The organism is Micromonospora sp. NPDC005686 (assembly GCF_042871665.1).
Taxonomy (GTDB): domain Bacteria; phylum Actinomycetota; class Actinomycetes; order Mycobacteriales; family Micromonosporaceae; genus Micromonospora.
On sequence record NZ_JBIAIY010000003.1, the window covers coordinates 196,518 to 216,460 of the forward strand.

Here is a 19,943-nt window from a genome sequence, read left to right on the forward strand (position 1 = left end):
ACTCCGGTCGGGGATCAGTGCATGAAAGTGCAACCACTCTTCCCGGGCGGTCGGCCGGCGCCGCCGGTTCCGGGGGCGCTGCCGTGCAATGTTGGGTGACGTTCGGACATGGTGGCGTAGCCGGGTTGCCGCCGGGCACGGCCGCGGATCAACACTCTTCCCTGCCACCTTTCCCTGACACGAGGAGTCCGGCCGTGACGATGCCGACCGTCAGCACCACCGAAGCGGGTATGCAGCGGGCTGCCCAGGAGTTCTCCAACAAGGCCACCGAATTCACCGGCCAGCTGCGCGCCGTCAACGGGCAGATGGCCATCCTGATCTCCTCCTGGACCGGCCAGGCGTCGCAGGGCTTCAACCAGGCCATGGACAACTGGGAGAACGCGTTCCAGCGGGTGATCAACGAGCTGCTGAACATGCTCGAGGTCATGGGCGTGACCACCAAGGGCTACCAGACGGCCGAGGACGAGGCGTCGAGCGTGGCCAACTCCTTCGGCGCGGCCCTGCCGGGCATCTGAGCTTCACCCCCACCCCCGATCTCCCGAGAGGACTGACGTGTCCAACTACACCTTCGATTTCGTGCAGGCAGACGCCGTGCTGACCGATATGCACCGCATCAACGGCCAGATCCAGTCGGCGCTGGACGAGATGGAGCGCACTGTCGAGGCCAGCCTCGCCGAGTGGACCGGTGCCGCCCAGCAGCAGTACAAGGTCTCGAAGCTGGTCTGGAACCAGGCGGCCGACTCGATGGTCGGCTACCTGGAGCAGGCTCGGCAGACGCTGCTGCAGATCTCCGACAACTACGGCACCACCGAGCAGCGTCACGCCATGATCTGGAACGACGTCCGCGGCGGCTGATCCGCCGGGCGGCCGCCGCGGGCACGCGGCGGCCCGCGTCGCCCGTCCCCGGTCCGGTGAGCTGGACGACCCGGGCCGCTGGGGTCTGTGCCTTCGTTCCGCCGTCGAAACCCGAGTGGAGTGAGCTCCTTGGCCCGCATTGACTGGGGATATCCCAACGACAAAGCCATCAGCACGATGGACGCCTACGGCATGGGCGACACCGCCCTCAAGCAGCCCCACGGCACTGTGCAGGCGGCGTACGACTCCTGGATGGACTACTACACCAAGCACGGCACGAACAGCCAGTACGGCACCGGGGTGAACCTGGAGGGGTGGAAGAACCAGGTCCGCGCCGAGCATCCGGAGTGGATCGACGCCCGCGAGTGGTACGTGAACAACATCCTCGACGGCGGCGGCTGGCAGAACCTCGTCAAGACGTACAAGGACAGGATCACCGACCCGTCGAACGTGACGCCGCCCGCGTTCACCGACAAGTCCGACTGGATCGACGAGCCGACGAACTCGGGCTTCAAGCCGCCGGGGGTCGACCCGACGTTCAAGGGTGACACCGCCTCGACCAACGGCGTGGCGGTGAACACCGCCGCGCTGAGGTGGTTCGCGAACGAGGTGCTGGGCAAGGTCGCCGGCCCGGGGAACATCCTGCTCACCACGGCCGACCGGCTCAGCGCGGTCGACCCGCGGCCCGGCGCCTTCGCCCGGGCCGAGGTGCTGCGGCAGGCGGTCGTCGGGGCGACGGCCCAGGACGGCGGCGTCAAGGGCGACATGAAGGACATGTTGGTCAACATGAACACCGCCCTCCTCGCCGTGCAGGAGGCCCTGCTGAAGATGGCCACCGACTACGGGAACCTCGAAGAACTCAACGCGATGACCACGGACAAGCTCGGCGAGATCATGGGTGACTCCTTCAAGGGCCTGGACAATCTGGGCACCTACGGCCAGAAGATCATCAAGACCGACGGCAACTGACGCGGGCGGACGGGTCCGGCAGCTCGCGAAGAGGGACAGGGCATGGGCAACGGCCTCGGTGAGAGCAAACTCGACGGGTGGAACGACCCCTCGGAGGAGGCGGCCACCTTCCCGCCGAAGGTGATCCCGGTCGGCGACCTGTACGACTACCGGACCTGGGCGACCGAGACCCGCGGCTGGCGCAAGCTCGAGGCCGCGGTCAACGGCGGCGCCGCGGTGGTCAGCGAGGCGGGGCGGACGTACGCGGAGACCCGCGTCAACGTGGGGTCGGTGATCGCGGCCGCCCAGGCCTTCCAGGCGACGCAGGATCTGCTGATCTGGCTCGAACAGACCATCCGCACCGCCGTGGCGTCGATGGTCGGCGACGACAAGGCGTGGAAGGGGCCGGCGGCCAACGGGTTCCGGGACAAGATGAACTTCTACGCCGACCTGCTCGGCAAGCAGGCCGAACACCTGGCCGGCGGCGCGGTTCCGGACTCCACCACGGCAGCCAACAGCATCAACTCCTCGACGAACGTCACGTCGCTGCCGTCGCAGCTCTACGACGCCGCCAACTATCTGTCCTGGGCCCAGCAGACGATCACCTATCTGGACCGCGCCTGGGCGTCCATCGCCTCCACCAACGGGGTCGGCAACGAGAAGGACCCGGTGCCGATCAGCGGTACCGAGTACGAGAAGCCGATGGCCAAGCAGATGTCCGACGTCGTGCACACGGTCGCGGAGCAGTACAAGATCGCCACCGACAAGGCGGGCACGTCCGGGGTGACCATGCCCACGACCGGCATCAACATGCCGACGGGGCCGCCGCCTCCGTCGGTGACCTTCACCTCGCCGAATGTGACGCCCCCGCCGACGCTCACCCCGCCGGTGTTCACCACGCCACCCGTCGGCGGCATCACCACGCCGGGCTTCACCACGCCGCCGAACATCACGGTGCCCACGATCACGCCGCCGAACCTGGCGGGTGGCCCCGGCGCCGGAGGACCGGGCGCCGGTCAGGGGCCGGGAACCTTCACCCCGCCGTCGTTCTCCGGCCCCGGCGGGATCGGTGGCCCCACGCCCGGTGGCGGCGGCAGCGGGCTGCCCGGCTTCGACGCGCCCGGCATCAACCCGCCCGGCATCAACGGGCCTGGCATCAACGCGCCCGGCGGCGGCTTCCCCGGCGGTGGCCTCCCGGGGGGTGCCGGCCTACCGGGCGGGCTGGGGCCCGGTGTCGTCCCGCCGGGCATCAAGCCACCGGGCGCGGGCGGCGCCGGCGGCGGCGCGGGCGGCGCCGGTTCGATCAAGCCGCCGTCGTTCTCCGGCCCCGGCGAGGTGGGCGGTCCGAAGCCCGGAGCCGGCGCGGGCACCGGAACAGGCGTCGGCAGGCCAGGCGGGGGATTCACCGCGCCGAGTGTGCCGGGCATCGGCTCGCCCGGCGGTGCCGGGCCGGGCGCGGGCGGCAGCCCTGGGCTGCCGGAGAAGCCCGACGCCAACGGGCTGCTCGGCAACGGCGACGACTTCGCCCCCGGCGCCGTCGGCGGTGTGGACATCCCGGCCGCTCCCGGTGGCGCAGTGCCCGGTGGCGGCGGCTTCCAGTCGCCGATGATGCCGGGTATGCCGGGCGCCGGTGCGCCAGGCGCCGGCGGTGGTGCCGGCTCGGGTGTCCCCGAGGCGCCGGACGCGAAGGGCCTGGTGGAGGGCGACGAGGCGGACTGGCGGCCACCTGGGTTCGACGGCGTGCAGATTCCCGGCGCACCCGCCGGCGCCTCGTCCGGCGGCGCCGGGCTGGGTGCTCCGATGCCGGGCATGCCGGGGCCGGCGGGCGGCGCGAACAGCCCCGGTGGAGCCGAGTCGCCCGACGCCCGAGGGCTCGTCAGCGGCGACGCCGAGACCTGGGGACCGGTGGGTGTGGACGCGGGCGTGCCGGACGGGTCCGGCGGTACGCCGGCCGGTGGCGACGGGCTCGGCGTCGACGGCCCGCAGATCCCCGCCGTCCCGCCTGTGGCACCGGGCGTCGATTCGCCGGTCGCGGCGCCGGCCGGTGCCACCATGCCGATGATGCCCGGAGCGCCGGGTGCGCCGGGCGCCGGTGCGGGCACGTCCGGCAGCGGGGTGCCGGAGGCTCCCGACGCATCCGGGCTGATCGAGGCGGACGCCGACGACTGGCGCCCGTCGACCCCCGACGCCGCGGCACCGCAGGCGCCCACGGGGGCGGTCGCGGGCGGCGCCGGGTTGGGGGAGCCGGCTGGTTTCGCTCCGCTGAGCACCGGCGCGACGCCGCCGGTGGCCGGCCTGCCGGGCAGCAACGCGCCCGCCGGAAACACACCCCGCAACGCGTCCGACGCGTCCGGCCTGATCCGGCCGGACGAGGCCGACTGGATCCCGGCCGGACCGGGCGACGGCTCGCCGGAGGCGGGCGACGGCACGGCCTCCGGCGGCGGAGGACTGGACGGCGCCGTGCCGGTTACCGGCGTGCCCGGCCCGCGGCCGGGACCGGGCGAGGGCACGGCGGGCGGCCGCGCGGACGCCAGCGGTTCTCGGCCGGACGCCGACCTGCCCGGCCCGCAACCAGATCCGGCCGGTCCGGTCGGCCCGGATCCGGGCGTGCCGGAGGCCGCCGCCGGGGCACCTGCCGCGCCGGATGTTCCGGCAGCGCCAGTGCCCGCCACCGGCGGTACGTCGCCGGCCGCGCCGGTGCCCGAGGTGGTGGCGCCGCCGGTGGCGGTGGAGCTGCCGACCGTGGTCGACCTGTCTCCGGGGGTGGAACCGCCGTCACGGGCCGAGCCGCCCGCAGCCGTCGCGCCGGCTCCGGTGGCCGCGGCCCAGCCGGGCCAACCCGCCCAGCCGGGCCAACCAGGGCCACCCGGCCAGTCAGGACAGTCAGGCCAGCCAGGACAGTCAGGACGGTCAGGACAGTCCGGCCCGGCGGCGCACCCGCCGGCCCAGACGGCCGCACCGAACCCGTCGACCACCCCGGGAGGCGGAAGCCCGGAGGGGACACACCGCAGGACCGGCGTCGCCGCTGTCGTGGCCGACGGTGAGGTGGCCGTCGCGGTCCCCGGCGCGCTCGGCCTGGCCGGCGCCGCAGCCGTGGCCGGAGTCGCCGGTCCCGGCCCGCAGGGGTCCGGCTCGGACGCCGACGACGCGGCCCGGGCCGGTGGGGTCCGGCGCCGCTCCGACCGCGACGACGACGGTGAGCCCGGTGCCGAGCGTGAGCCCGCCGCCGGCCTGCGTGAGGACGACGCCGTCTGGGGAGGTGACCACGCCCGGCCGGCGGCCGACGACCACGTGCCGCTGGTCCGCCCGGACGACGACCCGGACGACACGACGGGCTGGGACGACCTCAGCGACGCGGACTGGCTGACCGGCACGTCAACTGACGACGGCAGGGAAGGGTGACCATGTCGGAGACACCGCAGCCGCCCCGCGCCGTGTGGCGGCGGGTCGCGCCCGCGAAGGCGGCGCCCCGGCCGTCCGACGGCACCGTCGACTTCTTCAGCGCCGACCCGGAGAAGATGCGCCCGTGCGGCGAGCCCGGCGTCAGCGACGCGGAGTTCACGAGGTCGCTCGCCGAGGAGGAGAAGGCGGCGGCCGCCCGCGCCGAGGCGTTCTGGGCCGAGCAGGAGCGGCTCCGCAAGGACGAGGAGGAACGCGCGAAGAAGGAGAAGAAGCGCCAGGCCGAGGAGGACGACGACGTCAAGGTCGCCGAGCGCTACCGCAACGACCGCTACGCGGTGAAGCTGCTGCGCCAGGAGCGCACCGTCTGGGGCGGCGACGACGCCGGCGCGGGGACGATCGGATGAGTACGGTCACCGTCAAGCGCCCGCCCCGCGCGCCGGGTCCGGAGGCGCCGGAAGGCTCGGTCGAGCTCCAGGAGCCGCCGCTGATGGCGGAGGAGGCCCCGCTCGACTTCCGCTCGTTCGCGATGGTCGTGCCGATGGGCCTCGGCATGGGCGCGATGCTCGCCATGTTCGGCCTCTACAACCGCACCCCGATCATGTACGTGATGGGCGGCGCGATGGCCGGCGGCATGCTGCTCATGGGCGTCATGCAGATCGGCCGGGCGGCGTCCGAGCGCAAGCGCAAGATGCGCGGCGAACGGCGCGACTTCCTGCGCTACATCGGGCAGTTGCGCAAGCAGGCCCGCGAGGCGGCCGACCAGCAGCGCCGGCACGTGCTGTGGAACAACCCGCAGCCGGGCTGGCTGTGGTCGATCGCGATGGGCAGCCGGCTGTGGGAGCGCCGACCCAGCCACGACGACTTCGGCCGGGTCCGCATCGGCCTCGGCCGGCAGACCGCGATGCTGAAGTTCAACCCGCCGTCCACCAAGCCGATCGAGGACCTCGAACCGCTGTCGTCGATCTCGCTGCGGCGGTTCTCCGAGGCGTACCGGACGGTGTCCGGCATCCCGACCTCGGTCGGCCTGCCGAGTTTCACCAGCGTCGAGTTCGAGGGCGCGATCGATCCGGCGATCGACCTGGCCCGCGCCATGGTGGCGCAGTTGGCCACCTTCCACGCCCCGGACGAGCTGCGGATCGCGGTGCTCGCCGCCGAGGTGCACCGGGGCCCGTGGGAGTGGGTCAAGTGGCTGCCGCACAACGCGCATCCCACCGCGTACGACGCGGCCGGCCCGGTACGGATGTTCGCCGGCAGCCACGACGCGCTGATGGACATGCTCGGCCCCGAGATCACCGACCGGGGCGATCACGACCGGGCCGTCAGGCCGACCACCAGCGAGCCGTTCCTGGTGATCGTCGCGCATCTGGTGGACCTGCCGGACAGCTCCCGCCTGCTCGGCGCGGGCATCCGCAACGTGGTGCTGCTCGACCTCACCGGCGCGATGCCCGGCGGCCCCAAGGTGCTGCGGTTGACAGTCACCGACGACGTCGTGGAGTTCCCGGCCGGCGCGACGACCGGCTCGGCCAGGCGTGACGGCCTGGACCGGACCCAGTGCGAGGCTCTCGCGCGGATCATCGCGCCGAAGCGGACCAGCGGCACGCTGGAGGTGTCCGACGAGCCGCTGGACACCAGCTTCGAGCTGACCACGCTGCTCGGCATCCGCGACGCGATGACCTTCGACGTGCCGGCCCTGTGGCGTACCCGGACCCCGCAACGCAACCGCCTCATGGTGCCGATCGGCGTCACCGAGGAGGGCGAGGTCATCGAGCTGGACCTGAAGGAGTCCGCGCAGGGCGGCATGGGCCCGCACGGCCTGCTGATCGGCGCCACCGGCTCGGGCAAGTCGGAGCTGCTGCGTACCCTCGTCTGCGGCCTGGCCGCGACGCACAGCTCGGAGATCCTCAACCTGGTGCTCGTCGACTTCAAGGGCGGCGCCACCTTCCTCGGCATGGACAAGCTGCCGCACACCTCGGCGGTGATCACCAACCTGGCCGACGAGCTGCCGCTGGTCGACCGGATGCAGGACGCGCTCAACGGCGAGATGACCCGGCGGCAGGAGATGCTGCGGGCCAGCGGCTACGCCTCGCTGTTCGACTACGAGAAGGCGCGCGGCAACGGCGCCCAGCTCGTGCCGTTCCCGGTGCTGCTGATCGTCGTGGACGAGTTCAGCGAGCTGCTGTCCAGCAAGAGCGAGTTCATGGACCTGTTCGTGTCCATCGGCCGGCTCGGCCGGTCGCTCGGCGTGCACCTGCTGCTCGCCTCCCAGCGCCTGGACGAGGGGCGGATCAACCGGGTCGAGGGGCACCTGTCGTACCGGCTGGCGCTGCGTACGTTCTCCTCGATGGAGTCGCGGTCGGTTATCGGCGTGGGCGCGGCGTACGAGCTGCCGCCCGAGCCGGGCAACGGCTACCTCAAGGTGGACACCACGAACCTGGTGCGCTTCAAGGCGGCGTACGTCTCCGGCGCGTACACCGGAAGTGGACGCCGCGGCGGCGTCGCGGATGCCGGGGACGAGCCGACCGCGGACGTGGTGCCGTTCACCACCCGGCAGGTGGCGGTGCGCCACGACCCCGGGCCGGAGCGTCCGGCCCAGCAGATCGAGGAGGCCGCCGCCGACGCGAACGGGCCGAGCCTGGTCGAGGTGCTGCTGGACCGGCTCGCCGGCTCGGGCCCGCCGGCCCGTCAGGTCTGGCTGCCGCCGCTGTCCTACGCGCCGAGCCTGGACTCGCTCATGCCGAGCGTGCTGCCCGATCCGGTACGCGGCATGACCATCGACGACCCGAACGCCCAGGGTGGCCTGCGGGTTCCGGTGGGCGTCGTGGACCGGCCCGCCGAGCAGCTGCGCGAACTCCTGGTGGTCGACCTGAACGGCGCCGACGGCCACGTCGGCATCGCGGGCGCCCCGCAGAGCGGCAAGTCGACGCTGCTGCGCAGCCTGATCCTGGCGCTGTCGCTGGCAAACACGCCGCGCGAGGTGCAGTTCTACGGCCTGGACTTCGGCGGTGGCGGCCTCGCCTCGATCGCCGGCCTGCCGCACGTCGGCTCGATCGCCACCCGGATGGAACGCGATCGCGTCGTCCGGACGGTCGAGGAGGTCCTGCAGGTCATGGAGAAGCGCGAGGCCGAGTTCGCCCGGCACGGGCTCGACTCCATGTCCAGCTACCTGGCCAAGGTCGCCGAGGGGGTGATCGAGGACGGCTTCGGGCACGTCTTCCTGGTCATCGACGGCTGGTACACGATGAAGCAGGACTTCCAGGAGCTGGAGCAGAAGTTCCAGGAACTCGCCTCGCGCGGCCTGTCCTTCGGTGTGCACGTGATCGTCACGGCGACCCGGTGGTCGGAGCTGCGTACCTGGATGCGGGACCTGCTCGGCACGAAGCTGGAGCTGCGGCTCGCCGACGCGATGGAGTCCGAGCACGGCTCCCGCAAGGCGGCCACCGTCCCCAACCAGGTCGGCCGGGGTCTCACCGACGGCGCGCTGCACTTCCTGGCCGCGCTGCCCCGGATGGACGGCAGCTCCGACGTGGGCGATCTGGCCGAGGCCACCAAGTCGGTGGTCGAGGAGATCGGCACGTTCTGGCCCGGCCCGGCCGCCCCGCCGGTACGGATGCTTCCGGCGCACCTGATGGTCGAGACGCTGCCGCCGCCCGAGTCCGACTTCAAGTTCGTCATCGGCCAGGACGAACAGCGTCTCGCCCCGGTCTGGCACGACTTCATGGCCACGCCGCACATGCTGGTCCTCGGCGACAGCGAGACCGGCAAGACCAACCTGCTCCGGCTCGTCCTGCGGTCCATCCAGCAGCACTACCCGCCGGAGCGGGCGAAGGTCGTGCTCGGCGACTCGCGCCGCGACCTGGACACCGCGATCGGCGCCGCGTACCAGGTGGGCTTCGCGTTCACCGGCGACAAGATGCACGAGCTGGCCGGCCAGGCGTCGGTCTCGATGAACCGGCGGATGCCCGGTGCGGACGTCTCGTCCGAGCGGATGCGCAAACGCGACTGGTGGGAGGGGCCGGAGCTGTTCGTCATCGTCGACGACTACGACCTGATGACCAAGAGCACCGGGATGGGCTCGACGCTGGACCCGCTCCTGCCGTTGCTCGCGCAGGGCGCCTACATCGGCCTGCACGTGATCGTCGCGCGCAGCACCTCCGGCGCGATGCGGGCCATGATGGACCCGGTGATCCGGCGGATGTGGGAGCTGGGCACGCCCGCGACGCTCTTCTCCTACCCGAAGGAGGAGGGCAAGTTCCTCGGCGAGGCGAAGCCCCGCCAACTGCCGCCCGGACGCGCCCAGCTCGTCACCCGGCGCGGCGTACGCCTGATGCAGACCGGTTTCGTGTCGGACACGGCCCGATGAGAGAGGCTCGCTGGTGACCGCAGCGCTGAACGACCAACTGTGCCGGATCACGGTGATCGGGCCGGCCCGCCGGGCCGACCTGGCCGTGCCGGTACGGATGCCGGTGGCGAACCTGATGCCGCTGCTGGTGCGGCACACCACCGATCTGGCCCGGGTCCCCGACGGCGAGGCGCCCGACGAGTCGTGGGTGCTGCAACGCGTCGGCCAGGCGCCGTTCGAGCTGTCCGGCACGCCGGAGAGCCTGGACTGGCTGGAGGGCGAGGAGCTGCACCTGCGCCCGGCGCAGGACCCGCTGCCCGAACTCGACTTCGACGACCTGGCCGAGGGCGTCGCCACTGTGGTCAACCGACGGGCCGACAGGTGGCAGCCGGAGTACCGCCGGGTGCTGTTCCTGGTGCTCTGTGTGGTGGCGATGGGCCTGATCGCCGCCGTGCTCGTGGACCGGGGCCCGGTGCTGCCCCAGGTGATCGGCGGCGCGGTGCTCGCGGCCGGCCTGTTCACCGCGTCGATGGTCAGCGCCCGCCAGCAGAGCGACGGCGCGTTCCCGTTGCTGTTCGGCGGCGGCGCGGCGTTCTTCGCGGCGGTCGCCGCGTCCAGCGCCGTCGACGGCGACCCGGACGGCGTGGCCTGGAACGCCACCGCCGGGCTGGCCGCCGCCGTCGCGATCGTCGCGGTGACCGCGTTCCTGCTGATCGCGCAGCGGACGGTCACGCCGGTCATGCCGTTCGCCCCGCTGCTGATCGTCGCGCTGACCGCCGCGATGGTGGTGCTCGTGCTGCTGGCCGGCGACGGCTTCGCGCTCACCGCGCCGGAGGTCTCCGCCGTGGCCGTGTCGGTGATCCTGGTGCTGATCGTGATCGCGCCCCGGGCGGCGGTGAAGCTGGCCCGGCTGCGCGGACCGCAGTTGCCCAAGACCGGCGCCGACATGTCGTACGACATCGAGCCGGAGGACTCCGACCTGGTCAAGTCGCGCGCCGACGAGGCGGACACCTACCTGACCGCCTGCATGACCGCGTCCGCGCTGGTCCTGCCGTTGCTGATGCAGCAGACCATGCGGGCGCCGGGCTGGTCCGGGTGGACGCTCGTGCTCGTGACATCGAGTGCAATCCTGTTGCGCTCGCGTACCTTCTTCGGATTCTGGCAGCGGATCGCCCTGGTGGCGGCCGGTACCGTCGGCTACCTCATGGTGGCCCTGATGTTCTCCGACAAGCTCGCCCCGACCGGCCGGTACGTCCTGCTCGGCGGGCTCGTCGCCCTCCTGGTGCCGCTGGTGATGGCCGCGCTGCGGCCGTGGCCGCGCCGGATGCTGCCGTTCTGGGAGTACACGGCCGGCGGGCTGGACGTCGCCACCGGACTGGCCGTGCTGCCGGTGCTCGCCCAGGTGCTGGGGCTCTACGCCTGGGCCCGCGGGCTCTTCGGGTAGCCGGCCGTGCAGACTCAGCGCGACCACGTCCACGCCCACCAGTTCATGATGGGCCGGTTGAGTTCCGCCCTGGTGCAGGGTGACCCGTCGACGGCGGAGATACCCGGGCAGCGCGCCGTCACCGGCCTGGCCTTCGGCGTGCTCATCAGCGTCCTGGTCGTGGCCGGGTTCGCCGTCTACGGCTGGATCGTCCCCGGCGGCAGCAAGGCGTACACCAAGAGCGGCGTGATCCTGGTGGAGAAGGAGAGCGGCAACCGGTACGTCTACCTCGATGGCGTGCTGCGCCCCACGCCGAACCTGACCTCGGCCATGCTGATCCAGGGCGGCGGCGCCACCGTGAAGCTCATCTCCAAGGAGTCGATCAAGGACGTTCCGCGCGGGCCGTCGATCGGCATCGACGGCGCCCCGCAGTCGGTCGCCATCGGGTCGATGGTCGCCGGCCCGTGGCTGGCCTGCCTGCCCGGCTCGGTCGCCGACGAACCCGGCGACCGGCTCGGCATCAACCTCGACCCGCGCGCCGAGGCCGTCCCGGTGCCGGCCGACCGCTTCGCCGTCGTACGCCGCGCCGACGGGCCCACCTACCTGGTGACCGCCGGCCGCAAGCACCGGGTCACCGACCCGGCCGTGCTCGCCGCCCTCGGCGCCACCACCACCCGCAAGGTGCCCGCCCCGCAGGACTGGCTCGGCTTCCTGCCCGACGGGCCGGACCTGGCCCCGGCCACCATCCCCGGCGCGGGCCGCTCCGGCCGGGTCGGCGACCGCACGTACCCGATCGGCACGCTGTTCCGGCAGCGACCCGACACCGGCGCCGAACAGTTCCTGGTACTGCGCCGCGACGGACTCGCGCCGCTGAGCCGGACCGAGTTCCTGCTGGCCACCGCCGCCTCCGGTGAGGAGCCGGTGGAGCTGAGCGCCGCCGCCCTCGCCGCGGCGCGGATGTCGGCCGACCGGTCGCTGCTCACCCGGCTGCCCGACCTGACCGGCCTCACCCCGCAGGAACCCGGCCCGTACGCGCTGTGCCTGCGCCAGAGCCCGGTGGATGGGACGCGGTTCGACAGCACCGCGGTGCTCGTCCCGCTGGCGCGCTCCGGCGTCCGCCCCGACGGCCGCACGTCGGTGCTCACCGCGCCCGGCAGCGGCATGGCGGTGCTCCCGGCGCCGGTCGGCTCCGGTGCGGCGCAACCCCTGCCGACGTACATCGCAGACGACGGAAAGGCGTACCCGATCGGCGACCAGGACGCGGTGCGGGCACTCAACCTCGACCGGGTCGTGAACGTTCCCTTCCCGAGAGAGCTGCTCGCGCTGGTGCCTCAGGGGCCGGGACTGAGCATGAGGGCCCTCGCGGCCGCAGAAGTGGGGTAGGTCGATCATGGCAACCCGGATCCGGGACCTGTTCGGCGGCGGCAAGGACCGTCCGGAGGGCGTCGTCCAGCACACCGTCGGCAACGCGCTCGTGGTGCACGCCGAGGACGCCATCAGTCCCGAGGCCCAGTCGCTGGCGCTGTCCATGATCGAGGACGCGGAGAACGACGTGGTCGTGCTCGACCTCGGCGACGGGATGCCGATCAGCGCCTGGGAGTCGATGGCCGGGATGCTGCCGCGCCGCCGCCGCGGCATCCGGCTCATCGCCTGCGGCCGGCACGGCAACTCGGCGGCGATGGCCGGTCAGTGGCTGTCCGAGCGCCTCAACCGCACAGTCATCGCCCCGGACGGCGACCTGGTACGCGGCTCGGCCGGAACGCTGTTCGTCCACTCCGCCCCGGGCAGCGGCTGGGTGCGGTTCCGGCCCGGCCGCCCGCCGGCCTGGGACGCCAAGCGCTATCCGACGCCGCGATGGGACCGGGCCGCGATCGACACCCGGCCGTCCAGCGCCACCGCCGAGATCGAGCCGATCCCGGCCGGGGTCTGGATCCACAGCAATCGCGACCCGCAGGTGGTCGACCCGCAACGGCAGCGGCTCACCGCGTACGTGCCCTGCCAGGCGGAGACCATGACAGTGCTGCTGGGCTGCCCCGGCACGCCGCCGCTGTCGCTCGACGACGTGGTGCGCTTCTGGCGCGGACTCGACGAGGAGAACCGGCAGCGGGTGCGCTTCGTGGAGTTCGGTGAGGTCCGGATCCCGGAGGGCGAGGCGTTCGGCCAGGCGCTCGCCGACCTGCTGAACACCGAGGTCACCTGCTACACCGGCGTGCCGATCGGCAGCCCGCAGCGCTACGAGATCCGGACCGTGCTGCCCGACGGCACGTTCGGCTGGGCGCCGTACGCGCTGGAACTGTCCTACTCGCCCCGGGCGCACCCCAACTCGCGGGCCCGCCGGCCCACAGTGCTCAGCCACCGCCCGCCGCTGGCCGGGGCGGAGGAGGTCGCACCCCGGGTCTACTGGTTCGCCCCCGGCGCGGTGGTCGAGGTGGTGCAGACCGGCCTCTGGGTGCGCTCCACCGCCGAGCCGAGGAACGCCGATCAGGTCCGGTCCGCGATGCTCGACGCGCGCAGCGGCACGCTCGTCTTCGACGACACCGTCCACTCGACCGCCCACCGGATGCGGGAACTGGCGCTGGACCTGGGCGCGCGGGTCGACGGCATGGCGGGTACGAGCCGCGCGCTGATGCCGGCGTCGGTGCTGGTACCCGGCGCGAAACCGCCCAGCCGGGCGGAGATGGTCGTCGATCTGGAGGCCGGGACGGCCGCGGCGGACACGACCGTGCCGTTGCGCGCGTACCTGGAGGTCACCCCACCCGCCGCCGTCGCCCCGCCCGCGGCGGACGGTGTGGTGGTCGCCGTTCCCGCCCCGGTCCCGGCCCTCGCCGCCGAGCGGACGCGCACGCTGCCGCCGCCCCCGGCGGTGCCCGAACTGCCGCCGTCCCCGGTCGCGCCGCCCGGATCCGACTTGCCGGCTCCGCCCGCGGTGCCGTTCGTGTCCGCGCTGCCGGATCCGCCGACGGCCCCGCTCAGGTCCGAGCGGCCGGTCCCGCCTCCGGCCGGGTCCGAGCGGCCGCTTCCGTCGCCGCCTCCGGCCCTGTCCGAGCGACCGGTTCCGGCAGCGCCTCCGGTCGCGGCCGTCCTGCCCGAACCACCCTCGGCGCCACTCAGGCCGGAGCTTCCGGAACCCCCCTCGGTGCCGCTCGGGTCCGAGCTGCCGCCGCCACCCGCGATGCCGTTCCCGGCAGCGCCGGTCGTGGTGGCCGCTCCCACGCCGCCGGTCGTCGTCGGCGAGCCGGTCACGCCCGCCGCGCCGGCCACCACTCCCGAGCCGGCCGCCTCCGCCGAGCCGGCCGCACCTGCCGCGCCTGCCGCACCCGCCGCGCCGACGGCGCCCACCGCGCCCGTGGTCGCCGGGCCGGTGGTCCCCGACTCCGGGCGCGGGCCGTCGGCGGCGCCGGTCGAGGAGACCGGACGCGAGGCGTACCCCGGCCCCTCCACCGTGCCGGCCGGCTTCGACGAGCCGGCGCCGCCGACCATGCCCGCCGGTTTCGGTCAGGCGCTCGCGACGCCACCGCCCGTGGCGGCCGGGCCGGTGGCGGCCCCGGCGTCGATGCCGGTCGTCGCCGTCGACCTGCCGCCCGCCGCGCACGCCGCCGCTGGAGCGGCGCAGACGGCCACGCCGGCGCAGACGGCCACGCCGATGGAGACAGCCGGGCCGGTGGAGACAGCCGAGCGGGCGACGACAGCCGAGCGGGCGACGACGGCCGGGCCGGCGCAGACAGCCGAGCCGGTGGAGACGGCCGAGCCGTCGGAGGTGGCCGCCGAGGCGCGGGTGCAGCCGGTGCCCTCGGCCGGCGCGGGCGCGCTGCTGTCGGAGAAGAAGGGGCTCGCCGACGAGCGCGCCTGGCTGCGCCGCACGCTGAGCCGCGAGTTCGACGTGATGGCCAGCTCGGTGTCCCGGATCATGTCCGAGCACCCCGGCATGCAGGGCTCCGGCGTGTCCACGGACGACGTGCTCGCCGACTCGGTCGCGCTACGCCTCTACCTGACCGGCCGTGGGCCGGGCGTCGACGCGGGCCTGCGGTCCGGCCGTAAGGGGCCGCACGTGCCGTTCGCGCGCTGCGTGGTCGCCGGGGTCTCCCGGCTGCCGTCCTTCCGGGGCACCACCGTCTACCGGCTGTCGCCGACCGCCGGGGAGTGGGCGCTCTACCAGGACCGGCGGCTGGTCACCGACTGGAGCTTTCTCAACGCGCTCACCCAGCCGTGCGCGTCCGAGGACGGCGACACCGACGTGCTGATCTGGTCGATGACCGCCCGCCGGACCAGCCTGCTGGAGCCCGACGGCGACGAGCACGTCGAGGACCGGGTGCTGTTCCTGCCGGGTACGAGCTTCAAGGTGCTGGAGCTGCGCCGGCCCGCGGCGGGTGAGCGCGGCGTGATAATGCTGCGGGAGATCGGCGCGAACGAGATCGACGACACCGGCCGGGTCGACTCCAACCGGCTGTCGCTGGACGAGCTGGCGATCACGTCGCTGCGGCGCAGCGTCGACCGCTGGGCCGCGGCCGAGCCCCGGGTACGCATCGGAGCGGCGGCCCGCGGGCGCCTGCGGGTGCTGCCCGGACTGGACCGGAAGGGGTGACGCGGTGAGTCGGCAGGTTCTTGTGGTGGGCGACCGGAGGCCGGGATCCCATCCGACGATCGGCGCCGCGCTGTCCCGCGCCGAGCCCGGCGCCACGATCGACGTCCATCCCGGCCGGTACGTCGAGAAGCTCGTGGTCGGCGACCGGGTGACGATCAGCGCGGTCCAGCCCGGCACCGTCGAGGTGCACGTGGAGGAGGGCAGCGTCCTCGTCGTGCGCGGTGAGGGCGCCCACCTGCGGGGCATCACGCTCAGCAGCGCCGACGCCACGCTGGCCGCCGTCGACGTGTACGCGGGTGAGGTGGCGCTCGACGACTGCCGGGTCAGCGGGGCCTCCTGGGTGACGCTGCTGGCCCGCATGCAGGGCACCGTCGCGTTGCGCGGCTGCGACGTGACCAGCTCGGCCGGCGCGGGTGTGGTGGTGATGTCGGCCGGTTCGAGCACGATCGAGGACACCGATGTCCACGACGTCGTCACGAGCAGCGTGGTGGCCGGGGAGCAGAGCGCGCTGACGCTGCGCCGCTGCCGGCTGCGCACGGCCGGCGCGAACAGCGTGTGCGCCGGCGGCGACGCCCGGCTCACCGTCGAGCAGTGCGAGATCACCGGAGCCGGCAAGCCCGCCCTGGTGGTCGAGCAGCGCGCCTGGGCGCGCATCCGCGGCCTGTCCGTCACCGGCAGCGGCAACGTCGACGTCTTCGTCCGGGGCGAGGCCGACGTGCAGATCAGCGACTCGACGTTCACCGGCGCCGCGGTGCAGTCGGCGCACATCGCCGAGGGCGCCTCGCCGTCGTTCCGCAACTGCACGTTCGCCGGCGCCGGGCACACAGCGGTCCAGGTGCTCGGCGGCGGCCGGCCGACCTTCACCGACTGCACGATCCAGGACGCGCCGGTGGGTGTCGCCGTCAACGGTGGCGCCCCGCGCTTCCTCGGCCTGACCGTGCGGGGCACGCGGGACAACGTGGCCGTGTTCGCGGGTGAGTCGGCGGTCGTGCTCCAGCGGCTGCGCGCCGAGATCACCACGGGCTCCGGGGTGCTGGTCCAGGACGGCGCCTCGCTGGAGGGCGCCGACCTCGTGGTGGACGCGGGTGAGGCGACGGCGCTCGCGCTGACCGGACCGGCGCGGGGCGTCGTGCACGAGGCCCGCCTCACCGGCACCGGCGCGGCCTGCGTCCGGGTGGGCGCCGGCGCCGACCTGACGCTGCGCGCGGCCCTGCTGCGCGGTTCCGGCGTGCTGGCCGAGGGGGCGCTCCAGCTCGGCGACAGCGAGATCGTCGGCTCGGCCCGCGACGGCCTGCGGGTCACCGGCTCGGCGAGCGTCACGCAGACCCGGGTACGCGACGCCCGGGCCGACGGGATCGTCTTCGAGGCGGGCTCCCGCGGATCGGTGAGCGACGGGGAGGTGCTCGGCAGCGGCGCGGCCGGCATCGGCGTGGACACCGAGGAGCCGGTCGCGCTCACCCGGTGCGTGGTGCGCGACAGCGGCGGCGAGGACGTGCGCCGCGCGCCCGGCGCGACGGTGACCACCGAGGCGCTGACTGTGGGCCGTCCGCAGGCCACGCCCGCCGGCCCGCCGGCCGCCGCGCCGCTCCCGGCGCCCGACGCCGGGGGTACGCCGGAGGAGAGCGGCGCGGACGAGCTGAGCGAGCCGCTTCGCGAGTTGAACAGCCTGATCGGCCTGCGCGGGGTGAAGCAGGAGGTCACCGCGCTGATCAACCTGATCAAGATGTCGCAGGTCCGGCTCCAGATGGGCCTGCCGATGCCGCCGATGAGCCGGCACCTGGTCTTCGCCGGCCCGCCCGGCACCGGCAAGACCACAGTGGCCCGCCTGTACGGCTCGGTGCTCAAGGAACTGGGCATCCTGTCCAAGGGCCACATGGTGGAGGCGGCGCGGGCCGACCTGGTGGGCCAGTACATCGGCTCCACCGCGATCAAGACGACCGAGCTGGTCACCAAGGCGCTCGGCGGGGTGCTCTTCATCGACGAGGCGTACACGCTGTCCAGCGGCTCCGGCGGCTCCGGGCCGGACTTCGGCCAGGAGGCCATCGACGCGCTGATGAAGATGATGGAGGACCACCGCGACGAGCTGGTGGTGATCGTCGCGGGCTACTCCGAGCTGATGGAGCAGTTCCTGGCCTCCAACCCCGGTATGGCGTCCCGCTTCACCCGCACCATCGAGTTCCCGAACTATTCCGTCGAGGAACTCGTCACCATCACCTCGAACCTGGTCAGCAAGCACTACTACGAGCTGACCGACGACGCGGTGGAGGCCCTCACCGCGTACTTCACGCGGGTGCCGAAGAACGCCACGTTCGGCAACGGCCGGGTGGCGCGCAAGCTCTTCGAGGCGCTGATCAACAACCAGGCGTCGCGGCTGGCCACCACGCCGCCCACCAAGGACAGCGAACTCAACCGGCTCACCGCCGCCGACGTCGAGCCCGAGCTGGCGCTGCTGGAGGACCTGCCGGTCGAGCAGGGCGAGCAACCCGACGCGGCGACCGATCCCACCGGCGCGATAAACGCGGCCCGGAGCTGGAAGCGGATCTGTGGCCTGGTCGGCGGGCAGCGGGTGAAGGAGGCGGCTGGGCAGACGCTGTTGCAGCTCTGCGAAGGACGCAACCGCCGCCGCGGCCCCGGCCGCACCGGCAACGTGCTGCTCGGCGGCCGGGCCGGGAGTGGCCGCAGCGAGTACGCCCGGCTCTACGCGGCCTGCCTGTCCGAGCTGGGCCTGGTGCCGGTCGGTCACCTGGTGCGGGTGGGCACCAGCCGGGAGCTGGCGCCGCAGTGGCCCGGCCAGGCCGGCAGCCTCGTCGACGCGGTGCTCGACGACGCGGCCGGCGGGGTGCTTCAGCTCGACTACGTCGACGACGGCTCCGGCGTGGCACCGGAGATCGCCGAGGCGCTGGTCGGCCGGATGCGCTCCCGGCTCGGTGACCCGATGGTGGTGCTGACCGGCGAGGAGGCGGCGCTGGCGAGCCTGCGGGCAGCGGTGCCGGCCGTGAACGAGGTGTTCGGCCAGCAGTGGTCGGTGCCCGAGTTCAGCACCGACGAGCTGGCCGCGATCGTGCTGCGGCACCTGGTGCGGCGGGGCCACGAGGTGCCCGACGACGTCCGGGCCGCGCTGACGCAGATGGCCGGGCGGTTACCCGAGCGCACCGTCCTCGCCGCCCACCAGTTCTCGCTCGCGCTGACCCGGCGCACCGGCTCCCGTACCCTCGCGCTCGCCGACCTGGCCGCGCCCGGCCCGGCGGTCGGCGAGCGGCTCGGCGGCCTGGCCGCCGTCGGCTGACCACCCGTCCGTCCCAGACAGAAAGGCCCGGCATGCAGCCCGAGTCCAAGCCGGTTCCGCCCTCGTTCCAGGAGTTCATCGAGAACGCGCAGCGCCTGGAGGACCAGATGCGCAACGCGCAGTCGGAACTGGAACGGGCGATCGTCACCGGCCGCTCGCAGGACGCCACAGTGGTGGTCATGGCCAGCGGCCTGGGCAAGGTCCAGGTCGTCCGGGTCGACCCGGTGGTGTACGAGCGACGAGACGCAGCGTCGTTGCAGACGGCGATCATGGAGGCGATCCAGGCCGCGGCCGAGAATGCGGGGAAGCTCGCGACGGAGAAGATGGGCCCCGTCGAAATCAATCTTCACTGACTGAAAAAAGTCTGACCAGCGCTTACGCGTGCGTCTTCACGCCTTGTCGCCATCCGGCGGGAGACTGTGGAGATTTCCTGAAGGACTCTCCATGAGACTGTCAGCCCCTACTGACAGTGATGGAGATGGCTGTGGAGCAAGTTGCCGTCTTTGTGCACGCGCCCGACCCGCTGACCCACACCGGCCTGACCGCCCACCTCCGGTCGTGCTCCGACATCACGCTGCTGGACAGCGCTGACCGCACCCGGGCGCAGGTCCTCGTCGTCGCCGCCGAACGGCTCACCACCGACGTGATCGCCATGCTGCGCCTCGCGGCGACCGAGATCAGCGCCCCGGTCGTCCTGATCACCACGGAGGTCAGCGAGCAGGAACTGCTGACCGCCGTGGAGTGCCGCGTCGTGGCGGTCCTGCCGCGCGCGGCGGTCACCGCGGAACGCCTCGTGCACAGCGTCCGGGCGGCCGCCTCCGGTGGCGGCGTCCTGCCCCCGAACCTGGTGGGCGAGTTGCTCAAGCACATCGAACGGCTCCAGCGCGACGTGCTCAACCCGAACGGGCTGAATGCCTCCGGCCTGACCGCGCGGGAGATCGACGTGCTGCGGCTGATGGCCGAGGGCTTCGACACCAACGAGATCGCCGACGAGCTGCGCTACTCCGAACGTACGGTGAAGAACGTCATCTACGGCCTCAACCACCGGCTGAAGCTGCGCAACCGCTCGCACGCGGTGGCCTACGCCCTGCGCTCCGGCATGATCTGA

Annotated in this window: 12 protein-coding genes; all 12 read left to right on the forward strand. The window is 73.2% G+C overall.

Annotation, left to right across the window (positions count from 1 at the left end):
* Window positions 1-194: 194 nt before the first annotated feature.
* The 12 genes from ACFYON_RS08125 (at window position 195) to ACFYON_RS08180 (ending at window position 19,943) form a co-directional block, all read left to right on the forward strand.
* Window positions 195-515: a WXG100 family type VII secretion target gene (locus ACFYON_RS08125; protein ID WP_354864168.1), complete on the forward strand. Its 321-nt coding sequence runs from the start codon at window positions 195-197 to the stop codon at window positions 513-515.
* A 37-nt stretch (window positions 516-552) separates the two neighbouring features.
* The gene (locus tag ACFYON_RS08130; RefSeq protein WP_354864166.1) at window positions 553-855 is read left to right on the forward strand and encodes a WXG100 family type VII secretion target; all 303 of its coding nucleotides are present in this window, start codon (window positions 553-555) and stop codon (window positions 853-855) included.
* Window positions 856-975: 120 nt separating this feature from the next.
* Complete coding sequence (locus tag ACFYON_RS08135) at window positions 976-1,824, forward strand: hypothetical protein (RefSeq protein WP_355047409.1); 849 nt, start codon at window positions 976-978, stop codon at window positions 1,822-1,824.
* Between the two features lie 42 nt (window positions 1,825-1,866).
* A complete protein-coding gene (locus ACFYON_RS08140; RefSeq protein WP_357708462.1) occupies window positions 1,867-5,205 on the forward strand; it encodes a hypothetical protein in 3,339 nt (1,112 codons plus the stop codon).
* Window positions 5,206-5,207: 2 nt separating this feature from the next.
* A complete protein-coding gene (locus ACFYON_RS08145; RefSeq protein WP_354864160.1) occupies window positions 5,208-5,609 on the forward strand; it encodes a hypothetical protein in 402 nt (133 codons plus the stop codon).
* Window positions 5,606-9,565 (forward strand): type VII secretion protein EccCa, encoded by a 3,960-nt coding sequence (eccCa, locus tag ACFYON_RS08150; protein WP_355095537.1) that lies wholly within the window; start codon window positions 5,606-5,608, stop codon window positions 9,563-9,565. Before ACFYON_RS08145 ends, eccCa begins: the two co-directional genes overlap by 4 nt.
* A gap of 13 nt (window positions 9,566-9,578) precedes the next feature.
* A complete protein-coding gene (gene eccD / locus ACFYON_RS08155; protein WP_354864156.1) occupies window positions 9,579-10,988 on the forward strand; it encodes a type VII secretion integral membrane protein EccD in 1,410 nt (469 codons plus the stop codon).
* A gap of 6 nt (window positions 10,989-10,994) precedes the next feature.
* On the forward strand, window positions 10,995-12,350 hold the full coding sequence (gene eccB, locus ACFYON_RS08160; protein ID WP_354864154.1) for a type VII secretion protein EccB: 1,356 nt from the start codon (window positions 10,995-10,997) through the stop codon (window positions 12,348-12,350).
* 7 nt (window positions 12,351-12,357) lie between these two features.
* The gene (locus ACFYON_RS08165) at window positions 12,358-15,549 is read left to right on the forward strand and encodes a hypothetical protein (RefSeq protein WP_354864153.1); all 3,192 of its coding nucleotides are present in this window, start codon (window positions 12,358-12,360) and stop codon (window positions 15,547-15,549) included.
* A 4-nt stretch (window positions 15,550-15,553) separates the two neighbouring features.
* Window positions 15,554-18,835 carry a right-handed parallel beta-helix repeat-containing protein gene (locus ACFYON_RS08170; RefSeq protein ID WP_357708468.1) on the forward strand — a complete coding sequence of 1,094 codons (3,282 nt, stop codon included), beginning with the start codon at window positions 15,554-15,556 and terminating at the stop codon, window positions 18,833-18,835.
* Between the two features lie 32 nt (window positions 18,836-18,867).
* Window positions 18,868-19,188 (forward strand): YbaB/EbfC family nucleoid-associated protein, encoded by a 321-nt coding sequence (locus tag ACFYON_RS08175; protein ID WP_354864149.1) that lies wholly within the window; start codon window positions 18,868-18,870, stop codon window positions 19,186-19,188.
* 119 nt (window positions 19,189-19,307) lie between these two features.
* Complete coding sequence (locus ACFYON_RS08180) at window positions 19,308-19,943, forward strand: response regulator transcription factor (RefSeq protein WP_354864147.1); 636 nt, start codon at window positions 19,308-19,310, stop codon at window positions 19,941-19,943.

Coding starts and splice junctions, on each gene's coding strand:
- ACFYON_RS08140 (WP_357708462.1), top strand. CDS start 1,867: ATGGGCAACGGCCTCGGTGAGAGCAAACTCGACGGGTGGAACGACCCC.
- ACFYON_RS08145 (WP_354864160.1), top strand. CDS start 5,208: ATGTCGGAGACACCGCAGCCGCCCCGCGCCGTGTGGCGGCGGGTCGCG.
- eccCa (WP_355095537.1), top strand. CDS start 5,606: ATGAGTACGGTCACCGTCAAGCGCCCGCCCCGCGCGCCGGGTCCGGAG.
- ACFYON_RS08165 (WP_354864153.1), top strand. CDS start 12,358: ATGGCAACCCGGATCCGGGACCTGTTCGGCGGCGGCAAGGACCGTCCG.
- ACFYON_RS08175 (WP_354864149.1), top strand. CDS start 18,868: ATGCAGCCCGAGTCCAAGCCGGTTCCGCCCTCGTTCCAGGAGTTCATC.
- ACFYON_RS08180 (WP_354864147.1), top strand. CDS start 19,308: ATGGAGATGGCTGTGGAGCAAGTTGCCGTCTTTGTGCACGCGCCCGAC.